This is a genomic window from Ruminiclostridium cellobioparum DSM 1351 = ATCC 15832 (assembly GCF_000621505.1).
Taxonomy (GTDB): domain Bacteria; phylum Bacillota; class Clostridia; order Acetivibrionales; family DSM-1351; genus Ruminiclostridium; species Ruminiclostridium cellobioparum.
In genome coordinates this window covers 227093-251146 of record NZ_JHYD01000002.1, presented here as the reverse complement: position 1 = coordinate 251146, position 24054 = coordinate 227093, and the positions used below count along the sequence as shown (strand labels likewise).

The 24054-nt window shown below is 41.2% G+C and carries 17 protein-coding genes and 1 pseudogene; 4 read left to right on the top strand and 14 right to left on the bottom strand.

What is annotated here, in order from left to right; translation table 11 throughout:
* The first annotated feature begins 181 nt into the window (after positions 1–181).
* The gene (locus T344_RS0103265; protein WP_027627526.1) at positions 182–1969 is read left to right on the top strand and encodes a DEAD/DEAH box helicase; all 1788 of its coding nucleotides are present in this window, start codon (positions 182–184) and stop codon (positions 1967–1969) included.
* Between the two features lie 68 nt (positions 1970–2037).
* Complete coding sequence (locus T344_RS0103260; protein ID WP_027627525.1) at positions 2038–2637, top strand: nitroreductase family protein; 600 nt, start codon at positions 2038–2040, stop codon at positions 2635–2637.
* Between the two features lie 126 nt (positions 2638–2763).
* Here T344_RS0103260 and T344_RS0103255 read toward each other — a convergent pair whose 3' ends face one another.
* The 9 genes from T344_RS0103255 to T344_RS0103215 form a co-directional block, all read right to left on the bottom strand.
* Positions 2764–5064: a cellulose biosynthesis cyclic di-GMP-binding regulatory protein BcsB gene (locus T344_RS0103255; RefSeq protein ID WP_027627524.1), complete on the bottom strand. Its 2301-nt coding sequence runs from the start codon at positions 5062–5064 to the stop codon at positions 2764–2766.
* The gene (locus T344_RS0103250; RefSeq protein ID WP_027627523.1) at positions 5030–6346 is read right to left on the bottom strand and encodes a glycosyltransferase family 2 protein; all 1317 of its coding nucleotides are present in this window, start codon (positions 6344–6346) and stop codon (positions 5030–5032) included. The genes T344_RS0103255 and T344_RS0103250 overlap by 35 nt, the downstream gene beginning before the upstream one ends.
* A complete protein-coding gene (locus T344_RS0103245; RefSeq protein WP_027627522.1) occupies positions 6343–7935 on the bottom strand; it encodes a DUF2334 domain-containing protein in 1593 nt (530 codons plus the stop codon). The genes T344_RS0103250 and T344_RS0103245 overlap by 4 nt, the downstream gene beginning before the upstream one ends.
* Positions 7925–8782 (bottom strand): GGDEF domain-containing protein, encoded by an 858-nt coding sequence (locus tag T344_RS0103240; protein ID WP_004626073.1) that lies wholly within the window; start codon positions 8780–8782, stop codon positions 7925–7927. Before T344_RS0103240 ends, T344_RS0103245 begins: the two co-directional genes overlap by 11 nt.
* Before the next feature lie 33 nt (positions 8783–8815).
* The gene (gene wsfD / locus T344_RS0103235; RefSeq protein ID WP_154669415.1) at positions 8816–10351 is read right to left on the bottom strand and encodes a glycan biosynthesis hexose transferase WsfD; all 1536 of its coding nucleotides are present in this window, start codon (positions 10349–10351) and stop codon (positions 8816–8818) included.
* 2 nt (positions 10352–10353) lie between these two features.
* Positions 10354–11994, bottom strand: coding sequence for a TlpA family protein disulfide reductase (locus T344_RS0103230; protein ID WP_027627520.1), 1641 nt, complete (start codon positions 11992–11994; stop codon positions 10354–10356).
* A gap of 62 nt (positions 11995–12056) precedes the next feature.
* Entirely contained in the window at positions 12057–13877 is a 1821-nt protein-coding gene (locus tag T344_RS0103225) for a glycosyltransferase family 39 protein (protein WP_027627519.1), read from the bottom strand.
* Between the two features lie 160 nt (positions 13878–14037).
* Entirely contained in the window at positions 14038–14589 is a 552-nt protein-coding gene (locus tag T344_RS0103220) for a hemerythrin domain-containing protein (RefSeq protein WP_027627518.1), read from the bottom strand.
* A 5-nt stretch (positions 14590–14594) separates the two neighbouring features.
* A complete protein-coding gene (locus T344_RS0103215) occupies positions 14595–15224 on the bottom strand; it encodes a hypothetical protein (RefSeq protein WP_027627517.1) in 630 nt (209 codons plus the stop codon).
* A 236-nt stretch (positions 15225–15460) separates the two neighbouring features.
* Here T344_RS0103215 and T344_RS0103210 point away from each other — a divergent pair, with 236 nt between their 5' ends.
* Positions 15461–16276 carry an alpha/beta fold hydrolase gene (locus T344_RS0103210; RefSeq protein ID WP_027627516.1) on the top strand — a complete coding sequence of 272 codons (816 nt, stop codon included), beginning with the start codon at positions 15461–15463 and terminating at the stop codon, positions 16274–16276.
* A 35-nt stretch (positions 16277–16311) separates the two neighbouring features.
* Here T344_RS0103210 and T344_RS0103205 read toward each other — a convergent pair whose 3' ends face one another.
* The 5 genes from T344_RS0103205 to T344_RS0103185 form a co-directional block, all read right to left on the bottom strand.
* Complete coding sequence (locus T344_RS0103205; RefSeq protein ID WP_027627515.1) at positions 16312–17436, bottom strand: serine hydrolase domain-containing protein; 1125 nt, start codon at positions 17434–17436, stop codon at positions 16312–16314.
* Positions 17437–17562: 126 nt separating this feature from the next.
* The gene (locus T344_RS0103200) at positions 17563–18990 is read right to left on the bottom strand and encodes a DUF6179 domain-containing protein (RefSeq protein ID WP_027627514.1); all 1428 of its coding nucleotides are present in this window, start codon (positions 18988–18990) and stop codon (positions 17563–17565) included.
* Positions 18987–19466 (bottom strand): DUF6323 family protein, encoded by a 480-nt coding sequence (locus tag T344_RS0103195; RefSeq protein WP_051571550.1) that lies wholly within the window; start codon positions 19464–19466, stop codon positions 18987–18989. The genes T344_RS0103200 and T344_RS0103195 overlap by 4 nt, the downstream gene beginning before the upstream one ends.
* 258 nt (positions 19467–19724) lie before the next feature.
* Positions 19725–20024, bottom strand: coding sequence for a peptide maturation system acyl carrier-related protein (locus T344_RS0103190; protein ID WP_027627512.1), 300 nt, complete (start codon positions 20022–20024; stop codon positions 19725–19727).
* Between the two features lie 27 nt (positions 20025–20051).
* Positions 20052–21425, bottom strand: coding sequence for an ABC transporter substrate-binding protein (locus tag T344_RS0103185; RefSeq protein WP_027627511.1), 1374 nt, complete (start codon positions 21423–21425; stop codon positions 20052–20054).
* Positions 21426–21679: 254 nt separating this feature from the next.
* Between T344_RS0103185 and T344_RS27480 the strand changes: the two are divergent.
* Positions 21680–22854 (top strand): annotated as a pseudogene (locus T344_RS27480) (IS110 family RNA-guided transposase).
* The last annotated feature ends 1200 nt before the right edge of the window (positions 22855–24054 follow it).

The following is a 24054-nucleotide window of genomic DNA, read 5'->3' as shown; positions in this document are numbered from 1 at the left end:
GCAAATAGTGTTGCAGCCCGTGATTATTTTGTTAAGGCAATCTTAAAAATATACCGGGTTCAGGCGTCCAAACCTTTACCACATATTACCATAAAATAAATAAACATTGCAAAAACAGTAAATAATAATTATTATTGTATAGGTATGATAAATTTTAAGATTATAAAGTAAAGGAACAAAAATGGAAAATTTAAGTTTTAAGGATCTCAACCTTTCAAATGAAGTACAACATGCAATAGCCGACATGGGGTTTGAGGAGGCCACTCCCATTCAATCCCAATCTATTCCCCCAATTCTTGAAGGTAATGATTTAATAGGCCAGGCTCAGACAGGAACAGGAAAGACCTGTGCTTTCGGCATACCGGCCATTGAAATGATTCAGCCCCAAATTGATACCATACAGGTTTTGGTGCTTTGTCCCACAAGAGAGCTAGCAATACAGTCCTCGGAAGAGCTGAGAAATGTATTGAAATATAAAGACGGAATAAGAATTTTACCTGTATACGGCGGTCAGCCCATAGACAGACAGATATTGGCGCTGAAAAAGCGTCCCCAGATTATAATCGGAACTCCCGGACGTGTTATGGACCACATGAGACGCAGAACCATAAAGCTGGAAAATCTGAAGATGATAGTTCTGGATGAAGCGGATGAAATGCTGAATATGGGTTTCCGCGAAGACATTGATACCATATTGGAAAAGGTTCCTGAAGACAGGCAGACAATACTCTTCTCGGCCACAATGCCAAAGGAAATTCTTGATATAACCAGGAAATATCAAAAAGACCCGGTTCATATAAAGGTAGCGCACAAACAGCTGACTGTTCCCAGTATTGAGCAGTATTATCTGGAAGTCAAGGAATCTGCAAAGCTGGAGGTTCTTTCCCGCCTGATTGATACAAACGACATCAAGCTGTCCCTGGTATTCTGCAATACTAAAAAGAGAGTCGATGATCTGACCTCAAGTCTCCAGTCGAGAGGTTTCTCAGCCGAAGCCCTCCATGGCGACATGCGCCAGGAGCACAGAGACAAGGTCATGTCCCAGTTCAGAAAAGGAAACTTTGACATTCTGATTGCCACAGACGTAGCGGCAAGGGGTATTGATGTGGATGACGTGGAGGCCGTATTCAATTATGACATTCCAAGTGATGAAGAATACTACGTTCACAGAATCGGCAGAACAGGCAGGGCGGGCAGAACAGGCAAGGCTTTTACCTTTATTTCAGGAAGGGAAATTTATAAGCTCAGAGATATTCAGCGCTATACAAAATCTACTGTAAGCTTGATAAAGCCTCCCACAATAAATGATGTTGAAGAGAAAAAGATGTCAAATGTTCTCAAATTACTTAGGGAAAATCTGGGACATGAAGGATTATCCAAGTATCTAAGCCATATTGAGAGGTTTGTAAATACAATCAATTCCGATACTGAAGATCAGGATGATAGTTTCGTAACTTCTCTGGATGTAGCTGCCGCATTGTTAAAGATGTACGCCGAGCAGAGCGGAAATTTTCCAAATACCGTAAGTGAAATAGACGAAGCATCGGATTTCGATTCGGATTCCGGCAATGATATGGTAAGGCTGTTTATCAATATCGGCAGTGAGAACAAGATCCAGCCCAAGCATATTATTGAAGGCCTTGTGGAATCTTCCGGCCTTCCCGGCAAAATGGTGGGTTCCATAGATATTTTCGACAGGTACTCCTTTGTTGAAGTACCAAAGGAATTTGCCGCAGAGGTCCTGCGGTCCATGAAGAACCATACCATCAAGGGCAAGAGGATTAATATTGAGAAATCAACCCCGCGTAAAAAAGCCGGAAGAAGCAGTTCCGGTTTCGGCAGAAGCAGCGGCACCTACAACACCTTTACCGGTCATGGCGGCGGGAACGGAGGCCAGGGGCCGAAAAGAAAGTCGGGTCACCCTGGTTTTAAAGCTGCGGGCGGTAAATCCTATAGAAAAGACCGGTAATATATGTTTAAAATCGCATTTAAGTGGTAAATCTTATTTATGTAAAAACATTAAGGAGGATTACCAATATGTCAAAAGATTTTTATAATGCGGTTAAAGATAGACGTTCTTTTTATGGAATCAGCAAAGAGTCAACTGTTTCAGATACAAGGCTTCAGGAAATTGTAAATGATGCGGTTAAATACGCTCCTACTGCGTTTAACAGTCAGAGCGGCAGGGTCATGGTTTTACTCGGCGGACATCACGATAAATTATGGGACCTGACAAAGGAGGAACTGAGAAAGCTCGTACCTCCAGAAAACTTTAGTTCAACTGAAAGCAAAATTGATTCATTTAAAAACGGTTATGGTACGGTATTGTTTTTTGAGGATCAATCAGTGGTAGAATCACTGCAGCGCCAATTTGAACTGTACAAGGACAATTTTCCCGTCTGGTCTTTAGAGTCCGGCGGAATGCTGCAGTATATAGTTTGGACCGCACTTGAGCTGGAGGGTTTTGGTGCTTCGCTGCAGCATTATAATCCCCTTATAGATTCCAGTGTAAGCAGGGAATGGAATATTCCTTCCAACTGGAAGCTGCTGGCCCAGATGCCTTTTGGAAAGCCTACCGCTTCTCCCGATGAAAAGCAGTTTCAGCCGCTGGATTTCAGAGTAAAGTTTTTAAAGTAAAGTTTAAAGTTAACCTTATTGTGCACATATTTTAAATTTAAATAATCTTTAAGCAGACGGGGCCGTCTCAAGAGAATCAATTGAGACAGCCCCGTTTATATTATTGCCGGTTTTGTAATCCCGCCATTATGGATTTGGCCTTTTATGCCGCATTCTCAGTATTATCAACAGCATTGCCAGGAACAGCACCACCATGACCGAGGTTCCTGCAAGTGCGAACAGCAGGGAGCTTCTGTTTTCAAATATGCTCTTTGCCAGGGTGGGTTTGGTTTCGGTAAGCTCTTCATTTTGAAACTGATAGGATTTTATATTGCCCTTGCTGTCAATCAGGACAAAATCATTCTTAAGGTTCCAGCTCATTTTTTCATTGCTGACCAGCTTCGTCACCCTGCCAAGAGCATTGGGATCAGGCCCTGTCAGGACCAGAAGTGCTCTGCCGTCGGCATAGGGTGATTTCAGCAGCTGCAGCGTCCCTATGGATCTTGCATAATCAGAGGTAAGGATTAATTTGTCATTTGTCATAAATTCCGACCCGCTGCTGTTATACTTAAAGTAAAGTTTGTCGTTAATTTTTGATATGAGGCTGTTACCGGCAGGAGTTCCCGATGTGATGATATTATAGTTTGCCTCCTGCTCGTTGAATTCGCCCGCCTTTTTAACTGTCAGGCTGCCATAGGCATCGGCCGCAGCCGAATACAATGAAAGTGTTCTCCCCAGCAGTGTCAGTTCTGCTGCAGTCGGTTTGTCCGACAATACCAGCAAAACGTCGTTCAGGCTGCCCCCTTTCTGAAAAGGAGCCGGCCTGCTGTCAAAGCTGAGTCTGGTACTGTTGTCGGGGGGCAGGTAGATGGATGTATTCTTTGTGATATATGCCCATGGCATCTCATCCCGCCTTGTAGTACAAAAAAGGTCGGGTATTTCCAGATCAAAAGCAAACTTCATGCTGCTGCCTTTTGTGCCCACCACATCAGCAGGCATGAAGAAGGTTAGTTCGTCATTGTCGGCGTTCTCCAGCGCCAGCTTTTTGCTTCCCACAGGTATGTCTCCCCAGTAGACGGTGAGCATTGATCTATTGAAATCCAGATTTTTGCTGTACCTGAAATTTACCGTCACCTTACTTGCCGAGGATAAGATATAATCGGCAGGCAGGGGTAAAAACAGTGTTTTTTCCTGGCGGAAGGGCCCTATGAACTCAAAGCCCCCGCCGGTCATCTCCTGAAGGTTATATCTGTCGGCTTTCATATCACTTTGCGCTCTGGCATTCTTCCTTATTTCCGCAGTACCCTTCCTTATGAAGGTTATATTATCGCTTTCCTGACTTACACGCTCACTGTCTCCCAGGAAATAACCCGCTTCGGCCAGACAGTCGGCATCCTCGGAGGTAATGAGGAGCAAGGGATTGCCCCGGTCATCATTTACAAACAGGAGCATGACCTGCCCCTTTAACTGATTGCGGTAAGGCTGAATATATTTAGTGAGCCCGGCAGGCATATCCTTTGTCAGTCCGACCAGTATATGCCTGCTTTTACCGCCGCTCTGGGCTTCCTGCCAGGAACTTATTTCAAGATTATTATTATTTTTTGTATTCTTGCCCAGCCCGGTCATAATCATCATGGCAGCGGCTACCTCTTCATTCTGAGCCGTATCTGCAACGGTGACCACCGTATCCGCCCCGCTCTGGTTATCCGAAGATATGAAGGGATACGGATAAAAGTCGATACGGTTTTGGTGGGCCAGCAGATCATAGCCTACTTCCACACCGGAGGCTTCGGAGAAGGTAATCCAGTTTGCATTGCTTTCATCGTCTATGCAGCCCTGGTCATTGTAAAGCCTGGCATAACCGGATATGGTAAGGGTGTTTGTGCTGCTCTCCCTGTCATTTTTGATCAGGTTTGCCGGTATTAAAACATATATAAAATTCTTTTCATTATTTTTGTAGGTCAATTGGCAGGAATAAAAGGGTTGTTTGTTTATTGCAAAGGTCAGCGTGCAGGGTATGTCTTTTATCAGCTGGCTGACCCTGTATTCCAGCTTTACGCAGACATATTTCGTACTCCAGTATTTAGGCAGGCTGAAATACAGGTCTGCCGAAGAGTATATGCCCTTCAGTATCTGCGGTGCATCCCATGTAAAATCCGCAGTCAGACCGGCTTTGGGAAGTTTGGGTTTTGTGGATGCAGGCGCGCCGGCATTTTCGAGCATACTGCCGACACTGGACAGCAAAGCATCCTCCGAAGATATTATTTTATCCTTGTTATCCCGGCCGGAGACATCAGTTGCGGCCGCCTCGGCGATGGATGCTTTTGCGGCAGAGGCTGCACAGACGTCCCGAGCTGTTCCGCCTGCCGCAAAAACTACTGTTATCAATACAAAAATAGTTACTCTGAAGAATTTACTCCTTCTTCCTTTTAACACGAACATGAACATTGGCATTCTCCCCCGGTTCTCTATTATTTTCTATAGATCGTTCAGTTTTATACCACTTTATCTCTCTTTTAAATATGGCATCGTTTGCACTTTGTATTAAAGCATTCAATACTACAACCACCCATAGCTTGGAATAGGTAAAAAGCATCAATAGTATGAGCAGTGCCGACTCCATATTGAACTCATTTTTCTCAACTGCCAGGGTTATCAGCACATTTAAAACAAATACGAGTATGGCCATAAGCCAGAGCACACTGGAAAAGCCCCCCAGGGTGACATGTGCAAAACCCAAAACCGACAGGATGAATATCAGATCGGAACAGACAAGTGAGGACAGCATAAGGATGTAAACCAGTCCGTAATACAGGACATCCAGCCGCATAGCTCCAGCTTTCCTGTCAAATACATACTTGAAGTTTTCCTTCAGTACGTATATATTCCCTTTTGCCCATCTTGTCCTCTGCTTGAGCCATATGCGCAGCAGCTGCGGTTCCTGTTCCCAGGTCACCGACAGGGGCATCAGTTTAATTTTATATCCCATCCTGTATATTCTGAAGCTTATTTCGGTGTCTTCAGACAGGGCTTTTGTATCCCAGCCTCCGATACGTTCAATAATACTCCTGCGTATGACAAAGTTTGTGCCGGGTATTGTGCACAGCTTGAAGAAAAACCATCTGCCTGCCTGGTTCATACATTGATAAGCCAGGGTTTCTATATTTACAAAGCGGGTCATCAGGGAAGCATTCCTGTTCCTGGTTCTGAACTTTCCTATGACGGCGCCCAGCTTATCGTCCGACATGAGATTTTCCACCAATAGGGTGAGTGCATTGGGTTCGGGGGTATTATCGGCGTCATATATTGCGATTACACTTCCGCTGCTCACCGAAAATCCGATATTGAGAGCATTGGACTTTCCCTTGCCGCCCGAAACGTTATCGGTATTTATTACTATCAGCTTTCTGTCAGGATTTTTTTCCTGTATTTTTTTCAAAACCTCCGCAGAGTCATCAGAGGAATTGTCGTTTATTACTATGATTTCGTATTTATCCTTTGGGTAATCAAGAGCCAAAAGCGCCTGAACAGTCTTTCTTATTACAATGCTTTCATTATGAGCCGGAACCATTATTGAAACCATGGGATATTCCTTCAGCTTTATGTGTCCGTCGGTACGGTTGACCCGGATGTAATAGAGAAAGCCTCCTATGGACAAAACCACATTTATCAGCATAAGTCCCCAAATAGCAATAATAGCGTACAATGACAATATATCTATCAGTGTCAATCTGTGTCCCCCTTATCGGTATTTTGACCTGAATTGCTTTTGAACAGGAACCGCCTTCTGTTTTGATAGCGTGCAACTGCTATAAAGATAATAAACAGAATGGAAATTCCGCTAACAATTATCAGAAGCCTTTTGTTTTCCCTGGCCATGCTTTCGGCCAGCCGTCCTACCACTCCCCTGTTATATTCAAAATTTTCCTCATAAGTGAAAGGAGTGTATTTCAGGGACTGTACTCTGCCATTCAGAGTCAGTATATCTCCCCTGGAGTTGATTACCCTGTCATCGGTATAGACCGTATGAGCTATGGATCTCAGGCTTTTCAGCGGCACTGCAGAATCCTCAATGAGCTTTATCTGGTTTTCTATGGTACCCGTATCGTCATTCATATCCAGATACAGAGCCGTGCTATAGGTATTGACCATATTACTGCCTGTATCCCCGTTGAGGAGCGCCGGAGCTATAATATGGTGTCCGTCGGAATAAACCGTATTGTAGCCGTCAATATCCGACCAGTTGTTTCTGTCCTGGCCGGCGTACAAAATAACCGTACTGAATCTTCTCAATATATCCAGTCCCAGTTTTTCATGAATCCAGTTGTTTGGAGCCTCAATCGCCATGGGAAATACGCCGTATTTGTTATATGCCTCCACCGCAGAGGTTATTTTCCTGTTGACTTCCTCAAGGGAAGGCTCGGCAGTGTTAATCAACGGAGCTTTCAATATTATTCCGGCCCCCTTTGACTGGGCATATCTGAGTATCTCACAGAAATGCTTCATTGCGGGATATTCACTGTTCCGGTATACAGGCATTACGGTTATGGAATACGGAGTACCTCTTTCTGCCAGCATTTCTACAACCTTCAGCAGCCTCTCACCGTTAAAGAACGGGTACACATTATCAAAAACTATATACTGGGGGTAACTGTTGGGCAGATTTTCAAAGGGCCATTTCCACTTTGAAATCTGGTCTGAGAATGCTGCTTTCAAAATATCATTTTCATAATCAAAAACTCCCATACAGCTGAATCTGCCCGCACTGACAGATAATTCCGAAGCTTTCCCGTCTGCTTCGATATAACCGGCACTGTTTGCAAATGTACCCTGAACAATTGCCGCCCTCTCGGCCTTGAGCATACCTGAGCTTTCCTTCCCGGAACTGAAAGCATAGGAAAACCGCACTACAGCATCCTGTACCTGAAAAGAAACACAGTTCAGTTTCAAAGCCTTGATTATATCAGTAACATCTCCCCCGCCCACAACCATTATTTTATTGTTCAAACCCTGAAGCTCCCGTATAAACATAGGGTTTATACTATCGCCTTCATGATAAAACAAAATGCTGTCAAATTTATCAAGCCTTCCCCTGCTTTGGTCAACAGTACTGTAGGTGGTCCCATATCCCATGTAAGTCAGTATGTCGGCCATAGCCGCAACATTTTCATATGCCCTTTGAGTCATATCCTCATCATAGACAAAAAGTATGTCTTTTGCTTTCAGAACATTGACCTCCCGGGCATAAGCCCCCTTCAGCGGCATCATGAAAGATATGCAGAGGCATAAAATAAATATCAGGGTTCCTTTAAACGTCATACTGCAGTTCCTTCTCAACACTCTGTTTAAAGAAGACTCCGTCGTTTCCGATCTCCTCCCTGTATTGAACAAAAGCAATCTGCACCTCAACTTTGATCGAGGTATCGGTAATCCCGTCAAATGCATCTTTTTCACCTACCATAGACCTGATCCGGTTGCGGACCAATTCTCCTCCGGCGTCGTCACAGGTCAGAATAATTGCAAGACTTCCGTCACTATCTATACTGTATTGGTTGTCCTCCACCCTGATGGCATCACCAATTACCTCGGCAAGCCGCTGTTTAAGTTTATCAAAATTCTTTTTTGAAAGTATTCTCTTCAATTCCTGGGCATAGCGCAGCTTTATCAGCATTAGAGTCAACGGAAGCTTATTGCGTCTTGTATACCTTATCTGCTTATCAATATCGTAATAAAAGCTTCTCAGATTATACAGGCCTGTCAGTGGATCTATCATTACAAGCTCCTCAACCTGCTCTCTCAATATGCTGTTTTCCAGTTCAAGTTTGCTGCGGCCGAATATAAACAGTCTCATTGAGCCCACCACCAGTATTGGCAGTACAAGCCAGGCAAAGGAATAGCTACTTATAACCGAACCTCTTTGATACAGCATAAAAAGTTTGTAAGCCGTGAAGCAGATTATTTGGGACCCGACAATTATAAAGGAGGCCAGGTCGGCCGAAAACGTCACAAGTATGATGGCAATAACAGTGACAAACAGCATTACAGCGTTTTCAATCCGGAATTCCGAACCTCCGGCAAATAAAACCGCCAGGCTGAAAAACATAGATATTAAAAATGCTAACAATCCCAAATCCTGAACTAAAATTTCAAAACGTTTACTGGCCATTTCTCCTCCATGTACCTGCACACATGCTGCAGGCTACAATATTTTAAGTCTGTGCAGCACTTCCGCTAAACTGAGATAGATTATAAGGTCAAGGGAAACGCTGAAAAGAAAAAGGTTCTGAACCATTTCAGCATCTCCGCTGTTAACTATCGTAATAATAGCATTTGAAACACCCACGAAGAATATTACAAGCATAACCTCCAGGGGTATTGAACTTCTTTGCCGGTATCCTTTTATGATTTTAACCGACTTCTGTTTGAAGAGCAAAACAATTGCCACCAGTAAAACTATCAGGAATCCGATGGTTTTCGGTATGGAATTGGTTTTAAAACTGCTCCATAAGGACCAGAACAGGCTTTTTGCCATTCTGGGCATCCCTGCACCTTTCTCATAATTTCCGCTGAAGTCCCTTCTGATATTAAAAGCCGCTTTCACCGAAATATCCAGCATGGCAACCAGCGATCTGGGATGCTTAAAATAATAATAGGCTATTTCAGCTGAATTATACCTGTCATAAAATCCTTGTTTCAAGTCTTTGTTTTCGGGGTCCAACAGGGGATATTGTTCATTGCTGCTTGTGTCTGCAAGTATTGAATAGGAGCCGTCAATGCCGAATTCCCTCAAGGTCTCTTCGGGATCGGTTGACTGCAGCAGCACTCCCCTGGTCATTGCATTGTATTTCCCCGACAGAGTAAAGGAAGAAGGTGCGTATGCGGCAGAAAACATTACGCTCAAAAAAAGCAGAAGCACCGCCGCTATACAGCCTGTTCTCCAAAACAGGCCTTTATCGATAAACACAAATTTTACACCCAATATTCCTAAAAATAAACCTGTTATGGCGTATTTATTTTCAATAGTTGTCAAAACAATCCCAAAAATTGTATATATAATAAGATAAAACATATTATGTCTTTCCTGCTGCAATGCCAAAGCAGCACCGGCACAGAAAATTATGGAAATCAGCACCAGCGGTTCTGTATAAAAGGAGCTGAAGTAGGTTATGTAGGATACATCTGCAAATATGACCACACCTGCCAAACCTATTACAACACTTTCGGTAAAGGTCTTTACCCTGTATGCGGCCTGCTTTACCAGCAGAAAGATTGCAGGGATATATAACAAGCCGTATATTAAAGCCAGAAATCTCAAATCAAAAATATTGTCACGGGTAAACAACCCATCCAGCCCTTTTGCAGCATATATCAGGGCGCGCTGACCTGTCAGCCCGGCAAAAAAACCGCTTTCCGGGGCCAGGGACAGATACTCCCTTACGTAGTAATTAAAATACAGGTTTTCACCTGCGTCCTCTCTGTGGTATATCCCCATCGGATTAATCCTGCGGGCGAAGGAACCGTCATCCGACATGCCCAGAAACGGCGGCACAAACAGCATGATTACAAGCAGCAGCAGTACCAGCGCTCCTGCTCCCAGCCCAATGACAGTTATTGAGTACTTTCCCTCTCTGTTTTTGTTCAAACCTGCTACGGTTTTTTTTGAAAAGGCTGCAAGCCTGCTCAAGCCTGAAAAAATAAATCTTGCTGTTTTCCATTCATCTTTATTGTTTTTCATATTCATAACGCCTGCCTGGTGTCTTTTCCGGCAACGCTGTAAGAAAGCAGTGCGATGCATTGGTCAAAAGAATATATTCCTGTTCCGTCAGGATTTCCGAACGCACCGTTTACTTTGTTACCCGAATCAAATACACGCATTGTCTCCATTCTGGCTTGTGCCCTGTTTGCCAGTTCCTTGTCGCCGGCCGCTGCGGCTATCATGCCAACCAGCCCGTATATTGCGGTCGATTGGTAATTATAGCCGTCAACCACCGTTCCGTCGGCTCTATATCTGGCATATATCCCTTCACCTTCAACAGCTGTTTTTAACCATTCCAGAGTTTGTGGCTTCAATTGTCCGATTTTCGCAAGATGAAGAAGTGTGACCATTCCCTCAGCCATATTGATATCCTCTTTTTTATAGGTTTTCCCGGCAATAACATATTCAGGGTAATACACGGGAAAGCCGTCACCTATATAACCGTCCCTTACTATTGCCAGGGAATTGGTGTATATCTCCTTCCAGCGGGGATTTAGTTCTGCAAGGTATTGCATGGCCTCAAAATCTGCAAAACACAGTTTTAAGCTGTCCGATTTTTTCCGGTATTTAAAATCATATTGGTTTATGAGGTTTTGCTTATACGTATTGTAACGATAAAGTGCCCTCTCATAATTCCTAATGGTGTCGGCATAGCCTCCCCATAATTTTTCAGCGTTATACAGTGCCCGGAATATTCTGAGGTCATCCAGGGTCGAATTAACTTTTGCAGGCCCCTTGTCAGTGACCACCCACGCAGCCAGAGGATTATCGTGCATATTTTTATTTACATAATTGAAACTTTTTTCAAAAAGACTTTTATTTTCAGTGTTTACAGCATATTCCATCAATAAGCCCTGGGATTCGCTCAAAACATCGGTATATCTCAAATCCGACACTTTTTCGGGCAGGTAATTGGTCCTGACACCGCCGTCCCTGTTTATCATCTCCTTATCCAGAAAATTAAAAGTTTCATAAGCACTGCCGTGTACCGCGTAATCAACCATTGATTTCAAAAGCTCCGGCTTCATATCCTTCCCCGCATGCCACGCTCTCAACAGCCCCTGACCATCAATAACAAGGGTTGTAGGTATGACCTTGAGTCCCAGCTGGTCATATACCTTCAAACCCTCATCATATACGTTTTCAAAGGGTATTTGATTTTTTTTCAAATAATCCAGAGCCTGGGCTTTGGTTTCCTTATTATTATCAAGTTTATTTACCAATAACATCTCAACATTTGAGTATTGGGAAAGCCGTTCCCTTATATCACGCCACTGTTCCAGCTCACTGTTGCAGTATGGGCACCAGCTGGCCCAGAAATTTAAAATAACTGTTTTGCCCCTCAGGCCGGATAAAGCAATTTTTTCTCCGTTTTCCCCTGAAAAGGTCAGATTTGACAAATCCATATTAAGTGTGCATTTATCCGGGAGCAGATCCAGCTTGTCCGCCAGTCGGGTATTTGATGAAACTTCATTTTGTTCTGCCACCCCTCCGAGGGAAACATCAGGCTCTTCTTTTTTGTTTGCCGAAAGCAGCCATGCCGATATCAGACCTGCCGAGACAATAAGCATTACAATTAAAGCAATCTTAACTACCCTTTCAAATTTCCTTAAAAGATCCATTGTACCCTCCATGTGCCCTATAGCTTTCAAACCGGTATCCTTCCTGTATGGAGGAATAAAATTTACTCTTTATTATCCTCCTTGAGCTTTTCTTCTTTTTCCTTCAAATATGCCTCTGTTACGGTAACAGTGACATGACCCTTTTGTATTGCATCCAGCATGTCAAACCGGTTACCGGCAGCAGTATTTTTATCTTTGCCGGTAAACACCGGGGCTTTGCTCTCCTCAATACCGTGTTCCTGTTTTTTTGATAATTGTTCTCCAATTAACCTGTTTTCGTGTTCCAGTCCGGCTGCTTCACTTTGACTCCCGCAGCTCTGCTCTTCCCAGTGCCGGTGAAACCTGAATATTTCTGCCGCACCCACAGCCGCCAGTATTGCGAATACAGGCAATATACTGTAGTGATATCTGCTCTGGCTTTCGACTACCATATGAAGAAAAGCAATGCCGACAAAATACAATACCAATATATGCACGGTGCCCGCCTTTTTTCTGAACCACAGGAATATTCCGGCTATAAGGGACATATAAACACATATGATGTAATATATATTGTTCCAGATTGCCACACTATTTATAAATTCTTTTCTCTCGGGAGTTAAATTGTGCTGCTGTTCCATGAACAGTAAATTCCAATAGGAACCATAATCATCATTTGCCCAGAGAAGAGCATATTTTTGAAACAGCAGGTTGGCTATACCCTCAGGGTCTTCATTTATCCGCTTGAGGGCCTGCTCCAGAGATGCCTTGTGGGCTTCAACGGCTGAACCTGTTTCTATAAACCTGTCGTTGAGGAATTTTGCATCCTGCTCATTCCAGGCTCCTTTTGCTTCAACATTCAAACCCACCATCAGATTATATCCGAAGGATACGGTAGTACCCGGAAGCTTTCTGTCAATTGCCCGGGCGGTAGCCCCGCTGATCAGCTGGGAGCAGATTAAAAAACCGGCCAATAAAAAAATTGCCCTGATCCATCCCCTTGCCATGCAGGTCTTTATCAACCCGGCTTTTGTATTTGAGGCTTCAGCATTTCCGGCCTTATAGGTTATTGTACAGACTATTATGGCTATAAGCAGCACCACCGACACCGGACGTACTCCGCCTGCAACCGCCAGCATAATACCTAAAAGGATGTTCAGCACAAATATCCTTATATCCCTGTCCGAAGAGGAGGGACTGAACAAATATGCCGTAATCCATATGCAAAGCAGGGACAGGCAGGTGAAAAGCGGTTCGGAGGCCATCTGATTTATAAAGAGCACCTGTGAAGGCCAGAAAGCAGCCAGCACCATTGCCAGAACGCCCGCCGCCCTGCCGCAGACGAGTCTCGCAATCCTGTTCACAAAAAATACACTCAAGAGGCTGACAGCCAAATTAAAATGCAGGCCCGTTGTAACAGAGGCTCCAAACATCTTGAATATCAGCGATAGAATATACGGGTAGCCAATGACATGGGGAAACTGTGATATATAATCGCAGTATCCGGCTCCGTCTCTTTTAAGAGTGCCTTTTGCCAGCAAATCGGCCACATTGTAATAGGTTTGAAAGTCAGATTGGGGTTGGACCGGCAAATAACGGATAATCCATATTCTGACGGCTCCGGCGGCAAGAATCACAGCAGCAATAATCACAGCTTCAGCTATGGTGCCGGGTATTCTGCTCCGGAGCCTGAATCTGTATATATCAAAATGAGAGAGTATAATTGCCGCAGAATTGGATATGAGCCACAAACCGCCCATGGCTAAAAGGATTCCCCCATACCACAAAAACGGATATTTTGTTGAAACTCCTATGTTCAATATCCCGCCGAACAGACTATAGCATACAAATATACCAAAAAAAGTCAAGTATATATAAGTAAACCAGTTCCTGCGTGTCTCCATAATATACTTCCCCTAAACGTTTAATACCAACAGTTCTAGACAACAGTCTACCATAATTTACTGCAATTGAATAGTTTTAAGATTTGACAAAAATTTTCTTTTTTAGTCTGGATAAATGTCTCATTTGCTTATGTTTTGTAATACCGGGGCTAAAAGCGCATCAGAGCTTTGACTCCAGTTCGGCAAGAAGTTTAATATATTTTTCCTGAATATGCTCCCTTTCGGCTTCCTGCTCCAGCTGCTCGCCTTCGGCATTCAATTTGTCCATTGTCTCTTTGACCAGATTGTTTTGGGCGTACTTGTATACCACCCCATCCTCCTTGTCAATATGCCTGTGGAGCAAATGGGTGTAGGATATGGCATTTGCTATGACATCCAGACGGGCTTCATCGTCTCCCTCCATCACCTTTTTGAGAGCAGCTTCCAGCTCCTGCATGTGAAGTCTTCCAAGATCATGCTCCACCAGCATGCCATGGCGTACAAGCATTTCAGCAGGACGTCCCAATTCATTCATCATTCTGTCAAAAAGCAGTTTCTCTTCTTTTCCGTGATGATGCCTGTCGGCATAATTTCTTACAAAATCAATCATTTTGAAAAAGTCCCCGTACTGGATCTGTTCACCTTTCATTACCCTGTAACAGTACTTCCTCATCACCGCCAGCATTCTTTTTATATATTTGTGCTCTTCCACCATTACTTCAATCAAATCCATCGTATCTATCTCCTCTCTATCCTGTGCACTCCTTCAGACGCCGTACTGTATTGATAGTCATGGTTAATGGCGTTCACAAAAGCAGCGACCCATTCTCTCCTCAAATCATAAAAATGTTTGATATCCCCATTGACCCTTTCCCAGTACGGTGTATGCAGGCAGGTTGTCGTCCTCCAGACAAATTCCTTTTCGTTTGAGCTCATCACCTCATTGACCCTGTCACAGGGCATGCCTTCAAGTATAAAATCATTCAGGGCGTTGAATATCTCCTCCGGTGTGGCGGGCTTATCCTGATAAGCGGCAGCCGCACTTTCCCCCTGTCTTCTGAACAATTCCAGCAGTTCATTTTTATATGACATATCCTCTGACAAAATTAAAGTCACAAGTGATGCCTGGCGCAGCTCGGCACTTTCTATCCTTTCCTGCAGCCAACCGTGAATATTGGAGGTGTCTATAATATTTTCCAGAGGCTCCTTCCCCATGGAGGCACCATATTTCTCGCTGTTTTGGCCTGCCCATTTATCAGAAGGCAGACCTTTGTCCTCAGCCCATTTCATAATATCTTCCTCGACTTTCTCGGTCCAAAGGATTTTATTATATAACCAGAAATGAATCTTCCCTAAAAATAAACTCATATTTTTTCCCCTCTCAACAGGTAAATCAGCTTACCCGTTCCTCCTCACTTATTTTGAAAAGTACATACTGCTTATTCTTCACAAATAATGATAATTTATTATTTGATCTTTTCCCTGAATTATATACTCTCATTCAATTATGTAAATCAGCTTTATAAAATATAAACTTTATACCACACAAATATTTTTCAAATTGAATATTATATAAATATATTAAGTACAGAGAAGGTGTTTTTTTGGAATATTACATTAGAACCGAGGCCGATGTTAAAATATTTGTCCATGATATCAATCCGGGGGGCAAAACGACGATACTCTTTATACATGGCTGGCCCTTGAGCCACCGTGCTTATGAATACCAGTTCAACAAGCTCCCCGCCATGGGCTTCAGATGTATCGGAATGGACACAAGAGGTTTTGGAAAATCCGGCAAGCCCCACACGGGATACAGTTATAACCGCATTGCCGATGATATAAGGGGAGTGGTTCATGCGCTGGATTTAAAGAACTTTGTATTGGCAGGACATTCCATGGGCGGCGCCGCTGCCATCAGATATATATCCAGGTATAATGGATATGGAGTCTCAAAGCTGGCCCTTTTCGGCGCTGCTGCCCCAAGTCTTACAATGAGGCCGGGTTTTCCATATGGTCATCCCAAAGAGGACATAACCCAAATAATAGAGAGTTCTCTTAAAGACAGGCTCCAGATGCTGAGAGATACTGCTCCCATGTTTTTCTCCAAACCTATAACCCAGCCTCAATCCGACTGGTTTTTCCTGATGGGCTTTGAAGCCTCGGGCATAGCTACCGCAGCATGTGCAGTGACCTTCAGGGACGAAGCCCTTTTCAACGATCTGGATAAAATCCGGGTACCCACACTCATCCTGCACGGAATTCATGACCAGGTCTGTTTGTTTCCTTTAGCCGAAGTCATGCACCAGAGCATCAGGAATTCAGTGCTGATACCTTTTGAAAACAGCGGACACGGTTTATTTTACGAGGAGCAGGATAAATTCAACAGTGAACTGGCAAGGTTCATAGGGCAGGTGTAACATTGAAAACGGAGCTGTCTTAAAGATAAAACAATTTATTTTATTGCCTGGATCACATAATCCTCTATCAACCTTTGAGTGTCGGCACCGTCCCTGGATCTGGCATTGATATCTGCCGTAACTACTATAACCATATTGGTTTCAGGTATCATAACTATCTTTTGTCCCCCTGCTCCGTCAGCCCGGTAGGTATGATAGGTCTTTCGGGCGGTTTTGTTCTCCATGTCCGAAATCCAGAACAAATAGCCATAATCCACACCCTTACCGGCTTCAACCTTCCTTGTGATCGAAACTGCTGCCCACTCTTCAGGTATGAGCTGACTGCCGTCCCAATTGCCTCTGTTCAGATATAAATATCCGAATTTAGCCATATCCCGGGCTGTAAGATACAGACCTGTACCCCCTCCGTAGCAGCCCGCCGGGTCCATATCCCATCTTTTGACTTCAATATTTAATGGCTTGAATAAGTACTTATCTGCAAAGTCTTTTGTTTTCATGCCGGATTTTTCAGATATAACGGCCGACAGAATCTGGGTCAGTCCGGTGTTATAAACAAATTTGCTCCCCAGTTGGTCGGTAAGCGGCTTGTCAAGTGCATACCGGAGCCAGTCTGAGCTTGAAAAATAACCGTTATAGTTATTGTCAATGGACTCAAGTCCTCCTGTCATGGTCAGTACGTTTTCGATAGTAATGTCCCTCTTCTTTGTATTATCGACCGGGTCAAAATACTCCGGAATGAGTTCCGCAGCCTTTTGGCCGGTACCGGCAACCAGTTTTTCACGTATTGCTATGCCGGTCAAGGCCGACATCACACTTTTGGTTACCGAATAAACCGGATAGTAGCTGTTCTTTCCCGCACCGTTATAATACTCCTCGAATACAAGAAAGCCATTTCTTATAACCAGCAGGCTGTATACATTGGGATAATTCTCTTTTATTCTTGTATGGGTCCTGGCAAGCTGCCGCTCATCAAGGTCCTGATTTTCAGGAGTCGATGTGCTCCAATTCCCCGCAGGCCATTTTGCCGCAAGTGTGCCGGCAGCCTCAGTGCTCAAGCTCTCTGCCGGGATACCCTGCCCTTTGCTTTCCTTATTATCGCTGCAGCCTGCACATGTATAAACCAGGCTTGCCATTAAAATTATCAGGATGGTTCTTTTCATACCAACCTCCATGACCTTCAGCGGTCTGCTTTTTTAGCTCTAATTTAATATTAATTATAAAACCGGATATTTACAAGCAAAATATGGAAATCCATATTGTAAGGATTTGGATAATAATAGCTGTAACTATTCAAACCCATCGTACTCCTCAGCCTGCTTCTGTATCTCATTCAGCTTATCTGCATCAAGAGCTTTTAAAAATTCCAAAAAATACTCCTGCCACTCATATTCCGCAGTCTTATTCTGAGAAACAATGCAATTCAAATTCAAACTGCCGTCCCGGAGCTCCCCATGAAATAGTAAACTGGCCAATACAGCCAATTCAGACTCCTCCAACCCGGCAAAAAGCTCTTGATATTCATTTCCGAAAAAGCAATCGGTGTTCATAATATCAAGGAAATCATACAAAGATTTGATACCTGTTTTTATATGACTTATTTTGTCATCCATATTATCAGTCACTGTCAATTTGTTTACCAAAGCGTTAAACTCGTCATCCTTGATCCTTTCGCCAACTTCCAGCCACACCGAGCTTTTCCTCCGGTTTTCTTCATTATCGGTAATAATTATACTGTTTAAGGCATGATTTTGAGCCGAAAAAACAAGCCGTTCTTCAAACAAGGGCTTATACCGGTGTATATATTCAAGCATCCTGTCATCTGTGAGCCGAAATCGGGTTATCATTTGCTCCACAGCCTGTTCGGCCTCATTGCGGATACCCTCCGCACTTAAACATGACAATTTTTTGTCAAGAGTATGAGATTCATCTGCCCGGATGCTCAGGTTACCCGCCCTTTTACCTGCCATTATTGACAGTACGGCATTGTTGAATACCAATTCAAAAACGTTTATCAATTCAATTTTATAATTTAACTTCATAGCGGCGCCAAAATTTTGCAGCAGCTTATTTATTTCGTCTGATTTGAAATTCCTGCAAAAATCTGTTTCTATTTTAAAATTCTCTAAATAGTTTTTAATGTACAATACTCCCTGAATGCTCATATCATCAAACACCAGCGGATAATCAATGCTTCCCGCACCGTCATGGGCGCGGAAGATTATATTATAACTTTCCAGGAATACGGGAATTGCTTCGTTAAGGGTGAGATTATATGAATCAAGCGTTATGTCCAGTTTGTTTTTCCGTACTTTAAGGTATAAGGCTTTTATTTCGGCAAACCACTTTGCGGTCTGTTCCACGCCCTGTTTATAAATATCCTCCGTTACGCCGGTTTTCAGCTTGAATACAGCCTCTTCGGGACTTCGGCAGCCGAGGGCAAAAGCATCTATGGCATACAGCATGGAGCAGAACAGGCTTTCTGCCGTGTCCATCGCCACAGAAGTGCTGTTTCCATTTGTGTATCTTAATATCAGGTCTTTGAGCAGATTCATCAGATTTAATTGAATGCGGCTGATTGTGTCATGGTCCAGCATTTTGGTACGGTAGGCTTCGTTCAGGAGGGATACGGTATACTGATTGGCCTTAAGCCTTGTTTTATCAATATTATTTTTGAGATATAGTTCATTGAGTTCATCGGTTTTATTATTAATCAATGCTGAGCATCACCTTTCTCTAAAATATCTCTTTTTTGTTCCCGCTTTCTGAAAGCTTCGGCATATTCCTGCACCACACCTTTCAGAAATTCAACAGAACCCCAGCAGTAATTTTCAAATAATTCCCTGAGCAATGTTATCAGCTCGTCATCCGGTATCTTTTCCTCGGTCTCATTTTTTAAATAATAGAATAGCTCCTGTATTTCATTGATAATATAAAGATAATTCCCACTGTCGATAAAAGAAGAGGTGCAGAATTTCTCCATTATCTTCCCTGTCGCAGCAATGCCCAGGTCAACCCTCCCGTAATTGCGCAGTACCGTATTTCTCACTTCAACAATATTTTTGGCATCCTCTGCTGTTATAGTCAGTCCGTATTGCTTGGAAGTATTATTAATGTTCATCAGTATACCCGCATATTTTTCATTAAGCAGCGGATTGGCGGAATTTAACACCATGGGTAAAAACATATACATTTCTCCTCCTAAAAAATAAAAATTTTGCTCCAACCTATTGACATCGGTTTTAAATTATGCTATTATTAAATTAATTATAATGTTATATAGTAATGATATTATAGGCTTCTGCTGTGATATAGTCAAGAAGTTTTTTTATTGCAAAAAAACCCCGGCTTTTGCCGGGGCATGAGATATGGAAATAATCTTAAGGAATCATTTGTATCCTGGTTGTGGAATATATTTTTAATGAAACCCACAATGTGATTTGCCTGAGAATCAGACTACTTCCTGCCCCTTTTTCTTAAGCTGGTTATGTATGATTTCAACTATCTTATTGAAAGTATTAAACTTGCCGTCTACTATAACCTCCTCAGGTATGGTTATATTGTATTCTTTTTCGATATCAAAAAAGAGATAAAGCAGGTCTCTCGCTTCCAACCCTATTTCCTTATATAACAAGTTTCTGTCAAAAAAAGTACTTTCTTTTTGATAAACATCAATATTAAATCTTTCTTTAAAAATAATTTTTAATCTAAAATAAACATCTCTAGAATCAAATTTGTTATTCCTTCTCATTGTTTTCACTCCTTCAATTCATAATAATTACTCATTCATATAAATTTGCACCCTATCATTAATTGATTTTGCAGTTTGCACTTCATTTTGCCTTCCTGCTAAATATGCAGCTACCTCTTCATCTATTATACCCATTATGTTATTATCAACGTATGCACAATCTTCAATACTGTTAATTAAACTATCAAATCGATTTAAAGTTTTTTCTGATAAAGGTAGAGAAGTATATGGTATTTGCCCTGAAGAAAAATTTGCAATGCTCTTATCACTTCCGTTTTCTCCAGCACATTCATTTATAATATCTCTATATGCTTTTATATTCACAGGTAATCCAAAAATATCTTTTCCCGAATTCTGATACTTTTCAGATATAATCAATTTTATAAATTCAAAGGCTTCATCTTTATATTTACAGGATTTATTTATTGCTACAAACTTTTTTACATGAGCACTGGGTTGCTGTGTCAAGCTTTCAGTAGGATACGGAAAACAACTCATATCTGATTCAAGAATCTTGTTAACAGCAGTGTTGTTTATCCACATGTAGTAAACACTAATATCACAATTTACTAATAATAAAGAATTATTCTTTAAAAATTCAAAAAATAATTCTGGTGCTTTTAATTTAGTATCAGGTAAAATTGATAAGTAAGTTGACTTATATACTTTTAGCAATCTAACAAATTCATCTGTATCAAAGTACGATTCCTTTTTTGAATAATTGACATAATTTTGCCAGCAGCTTTCCATGATTGACTGAAAACTAAAAGAGTTACCAATAAAATATTTTTCTTTATTACTATTTATATCTATATACTTATTGCATAGCTTACCATATTCTTCCCATGACCATTTGTTTTCATTAATTTTAATATTATTCTTATGCAATAAACTATCGCTCGACCATATAAGTGGAACTGAAAAGGTAACTGGAATAAAATATCTCCTATCATTTATTACTCCGCAGTCTATTACTTTAGAATTATATTCTGATAAATTAAAGTCCTTATTCTTCCTTATGTATTCGTTCAAATCACAAAATACATCATTCTGAACAATTTTCCACAGAGAAGGATATACTGACGCATAATCAATTATTATATCCGGACCCTCCCCTGCCAAAATAGATGTTGAAGTTTTCTTTATGTTATTGTCAATATCATTTTTATCATTATCATTTATTAGGTTTGGATTAATAGTAATTTTGCTTGACTTGTTAAATTCTCCTATTGCATTCAAAGTAATTATATCGTGAGAGTATACATACATTTGAAGTATTTTTTTACCGTCAGAAGAAGATACTGAATCCTTTTCGTTTGAGCATCCGATAAGATTAACAAGAATAGCTAAAAGGATCAGAATTAAATAGATTTTATTTGTTGTTTTAAACTTTTTTAGCAATATTTCACCTCGTATTATATAGTCATAGCCATCCTTTACCTTTTCAATAGATTAGGCTATGCTGTTTTAAGATACTGTGGATTGTTTTTTTTCACCTACCATATGATGGTTTAAATGAGGCTCCAACCACAGTCTCTTTGTTTATTTGTTAATCAGTTAGATACCTCATGACGGTTTATTTAGAACGAGGTTACAATCGCAAGGAGCACCGTGGTTCTAAAACAGTATCAAATACATTTCAAAGGAGTATTTCTATGATTTACGTAGGAATTGATGTTGCAAAAGATAAGCATGATTGCTTTATCACTAACTCTGATGGTGAAGTGCTTTTTAAATCCTTTACCATTCCAAACAACCTAGACGGATCCAATGAGATTTATCAGAAAATTTCATCCGTTACAGAAGATTTGAATAATGTAAAAGTAGGGCTAGAAGCCACTGGACACTATAATTACAATCTTCTGGGATTTCTCATTAATAAAGGTTTGCCCACCTTCGTTATCAATCCGTTACATACCAATCGTACAGAAAAAGTTTAAGTCTTAGACAGACAAAGACGGATAAAGTAGATGCCCATACAATTGCTCTTATGCTAATGTCTGATGTGAACTTAAAGTCCTACTCAAACACATCTTACCACAATGAAGAACTCAAATCACTAACTCGTTATCGTTTTGATAAAGTGAAGGAACGGGCCAAACTGAAAACATCTATATCACGTCTTGTAGCTATACTGTTCCCTGAATTAGAAAAGTGGCTTCCGTCTCTTCACATGGCATCTGTTTATGCTTTGTTATCTAAGTTTCCTAGTGCTTCTTCAATAGCTTCAGAACACCTTACTCGATTAACTCATCTTCTTGAAGAAGCCTCAAAAGGTCGCTATCGCAAGGATATAGCCATTCTCTTCCGAAAAACTGCCAGAAAATCTATTGGCTCAAATATACCTGCAAAATCTTTGGAGCTTAAACACATAATCAATCTTATTCAAGAACTTGATACTGAGATTGATGAAATTGAAAAGGAAATCAAAGTCATTATGGATGAAATCGATTCTCCAATCCTTACTATTCCTGGGATCAACTATCGTATGGGTGCTATGATTATTGCAGAAATCGGTGATTTTAGTAGATTTGATTCTCCGGATAAAATACTTGCTTATGCAGGATTATCTCCATCTACGTACCAATCCGGGCAACTTGATGGTTGTTATTCCCATATGGAAAAACGAGGCTCAAGATATCTGCGCTATGCATTGTTCAATGCCACAAGATTTGTCTGCCATTGGGATTCAGCCTTCTCCGCTTATCTTGCAAAGAAACGTTCTGACGGTAAACACTACAATGTTGCTATATCCCATGCTGCGAAGAAACTTGTTCGTGTAATCTACCAGTTGGAAAAGACAGATCAACCATATATCAAGGCTGCCTGATTAACTAATTCTATATCTCCTTTTGAGCACCTGTTATGATGCTCTATTCGTCATGCAGTTTTCAAGGTACTGATTTACTAAAAATGCATTTCTGCACTTTATTCAAAAATTCGCCTTTTAGACTTGACTTTTAATAGTTAGTCTCACTTTCATACATTTCACCCTTATCCAAATCTCGCTATAGTATTTTGTATAAGGTATTTATTTGAATTCTTATTAACCATTACGCGCGCACTGTTAATAAAAAAATCAAATTTACTATTAAATTACACTCTTTCTCCAACAAGATTAATATTACCACTATTCAACTTCAAAACCTTATCAACCCTTTTTAAAATATCTGGTTTATGGCTTATCACAATTACCGTTCTATTCCAACAAAAGGATTATTGCTATTCTTTTGGTATACAGATTTAAGATTAAGGAGTCTTACTAATGAATATATCAGTTTCACATGCTAAAGAATATAAGCATTTATAAATGAACGTAAACAACAGCCCTCAAGCCATTGTTTTCCTTACAATAGCTTAATGATTCGGTATAGCTCTTATATTATTACTCAGGACTTATGCAATTGGTGCCAATAATTGATCGAGCCTTCTTCCAAAGAAAAATTATAATAATTAGACTAATTTCTCTAATGAAATTTGCATTGCTCACGATATTTGTGTAAAAATAGAATTGGAGTATGCTTCTCCATACGATTCAATTGCTGGTTTTATTATCTCTTGAGTAGTCGTAAGTGAGAATATTAGTGCCCTCTTTAGACCGTTGTTTATTATATTACTTTTTACCCATTGCAAAGGAGTTACAAGTCCAATAACCCTAATCTAGATTAGCTAGAACCCCAAAAAATTAAAAGCAATCCTGTTTCTTGAATAATTTAATTTTGCAATATAACTGTGAATGCGTATTTTGCTTCTGACTGCTCTCCACCAGTTAAAATCCTTGCTAAAGACCTGCTATGGGCTGATTAACTTAATGGAGTAAGATGAATAATCGGCGATTTTGAACAGTATTTAGCTTTTTTACAGAACTGCAATTTCTAAATAGATCTGCAATATATGCAAACACAAATTTCTAGGTTGATAGACCAGATTACTTATTAATGTTTAAAAGCAAGTAAGAAAATTCAAACTTCTCCCAAATAGTTCTTAAAATCAGCGTTTCTACTCCATCTCTATGATTTTCAAAGTTCGG

Bases quoted from the DNA above. Each gene is read 5' to 3' on its own strand.
- T344_RS0103265 (WP_027627526.1), top strand. From the start codon at position 182: ATGGAAAATTTAAGTTTTAAGGATCTCAACCTTTCAAATGAAGTACAA.
- T344_RS0103260 (WP_027627525.1), top strand. From the start codon at position 2,038: ATGTCAAAAGATTTTTATAATGCGGTTAAAGATAGACGTTCTTTTTAT.
- T344_RS0103255 (WP_027627524.1), bottom strand. From the start codon at position 5,064: ATGTTCATGTTCGTGTTAAAAGGAAGAAGGAGTAAATTCTTCAGAGTA.
- T344_RS0103245 (WP_027627522.1), bottom strand. From the start codon at position 7,935: ATGACGTTTAAAGGAACCCTGATATTTATTTTATGCCTCTGCATATCT.
- T344_RS0103240 (WP_004626073.1), bottom strand. From the start codon at position 8,782: ATGGCCAGTAAACGTTTTGAAATTTTAGTTCAGGATTTGGGATTGTTA.
- wsfD (WP_154669415.1), bottom strand. From the start codon at position 10,351: ATGAAAAACAATAAAGATGAATGGAAAACAGCAAGATTTATTTTTTCA.
- T344_RS0103230 (WP_027627520.1), bottom strand. From the start codon at position 11,994: ATGGATCTTTTAAGGAAATTTGAAAGGGTAGTTAAGATTGCTTTAATT.
- T344_RS0103225 (WP_027627519.1), bottom strand. From the start codon at position 13,877: ATGGAGACACGCAGGAACTGGTTTACTTATATATACTTGACTTTTTTT.
- T344_RS0103220 (WP_027627518.1), bottom strand. From the start codon at position 14,589: ATGGATTTGATTGAAGTAATGGTGGAAGAGCACAAATATATAAAAAGA.
- T344_RS0103215 (WP_027627517.1), bottom strand. From the start codon at position 15,224: ATGAGTTTATTTTTAGGGAAGATTCATTTCTGGTTATATAATAAAATC.
- T344_RS0103205 (WP_027627515.1), bottom strand. From the start codon at position 17,436: ATGAAAAGAACCATCCTGATAATTTTAATGGCAAGCCTGGTTTATACA.
- T344_RS0103195 (WP_051571550.1), bottom strand. From the start codon at position 19,466: ATGTATATGTTTTTACCCATGGTGTTAAATTCCGCCAATCCGCTGCTT.
- T344_RS0103190 (WP_027627512.1), bottom strand. From the start codon at position 20,024: ATGAGAAGGAATAACAAATTTGATTCTAGAGATGTTTATTTTAGATTA.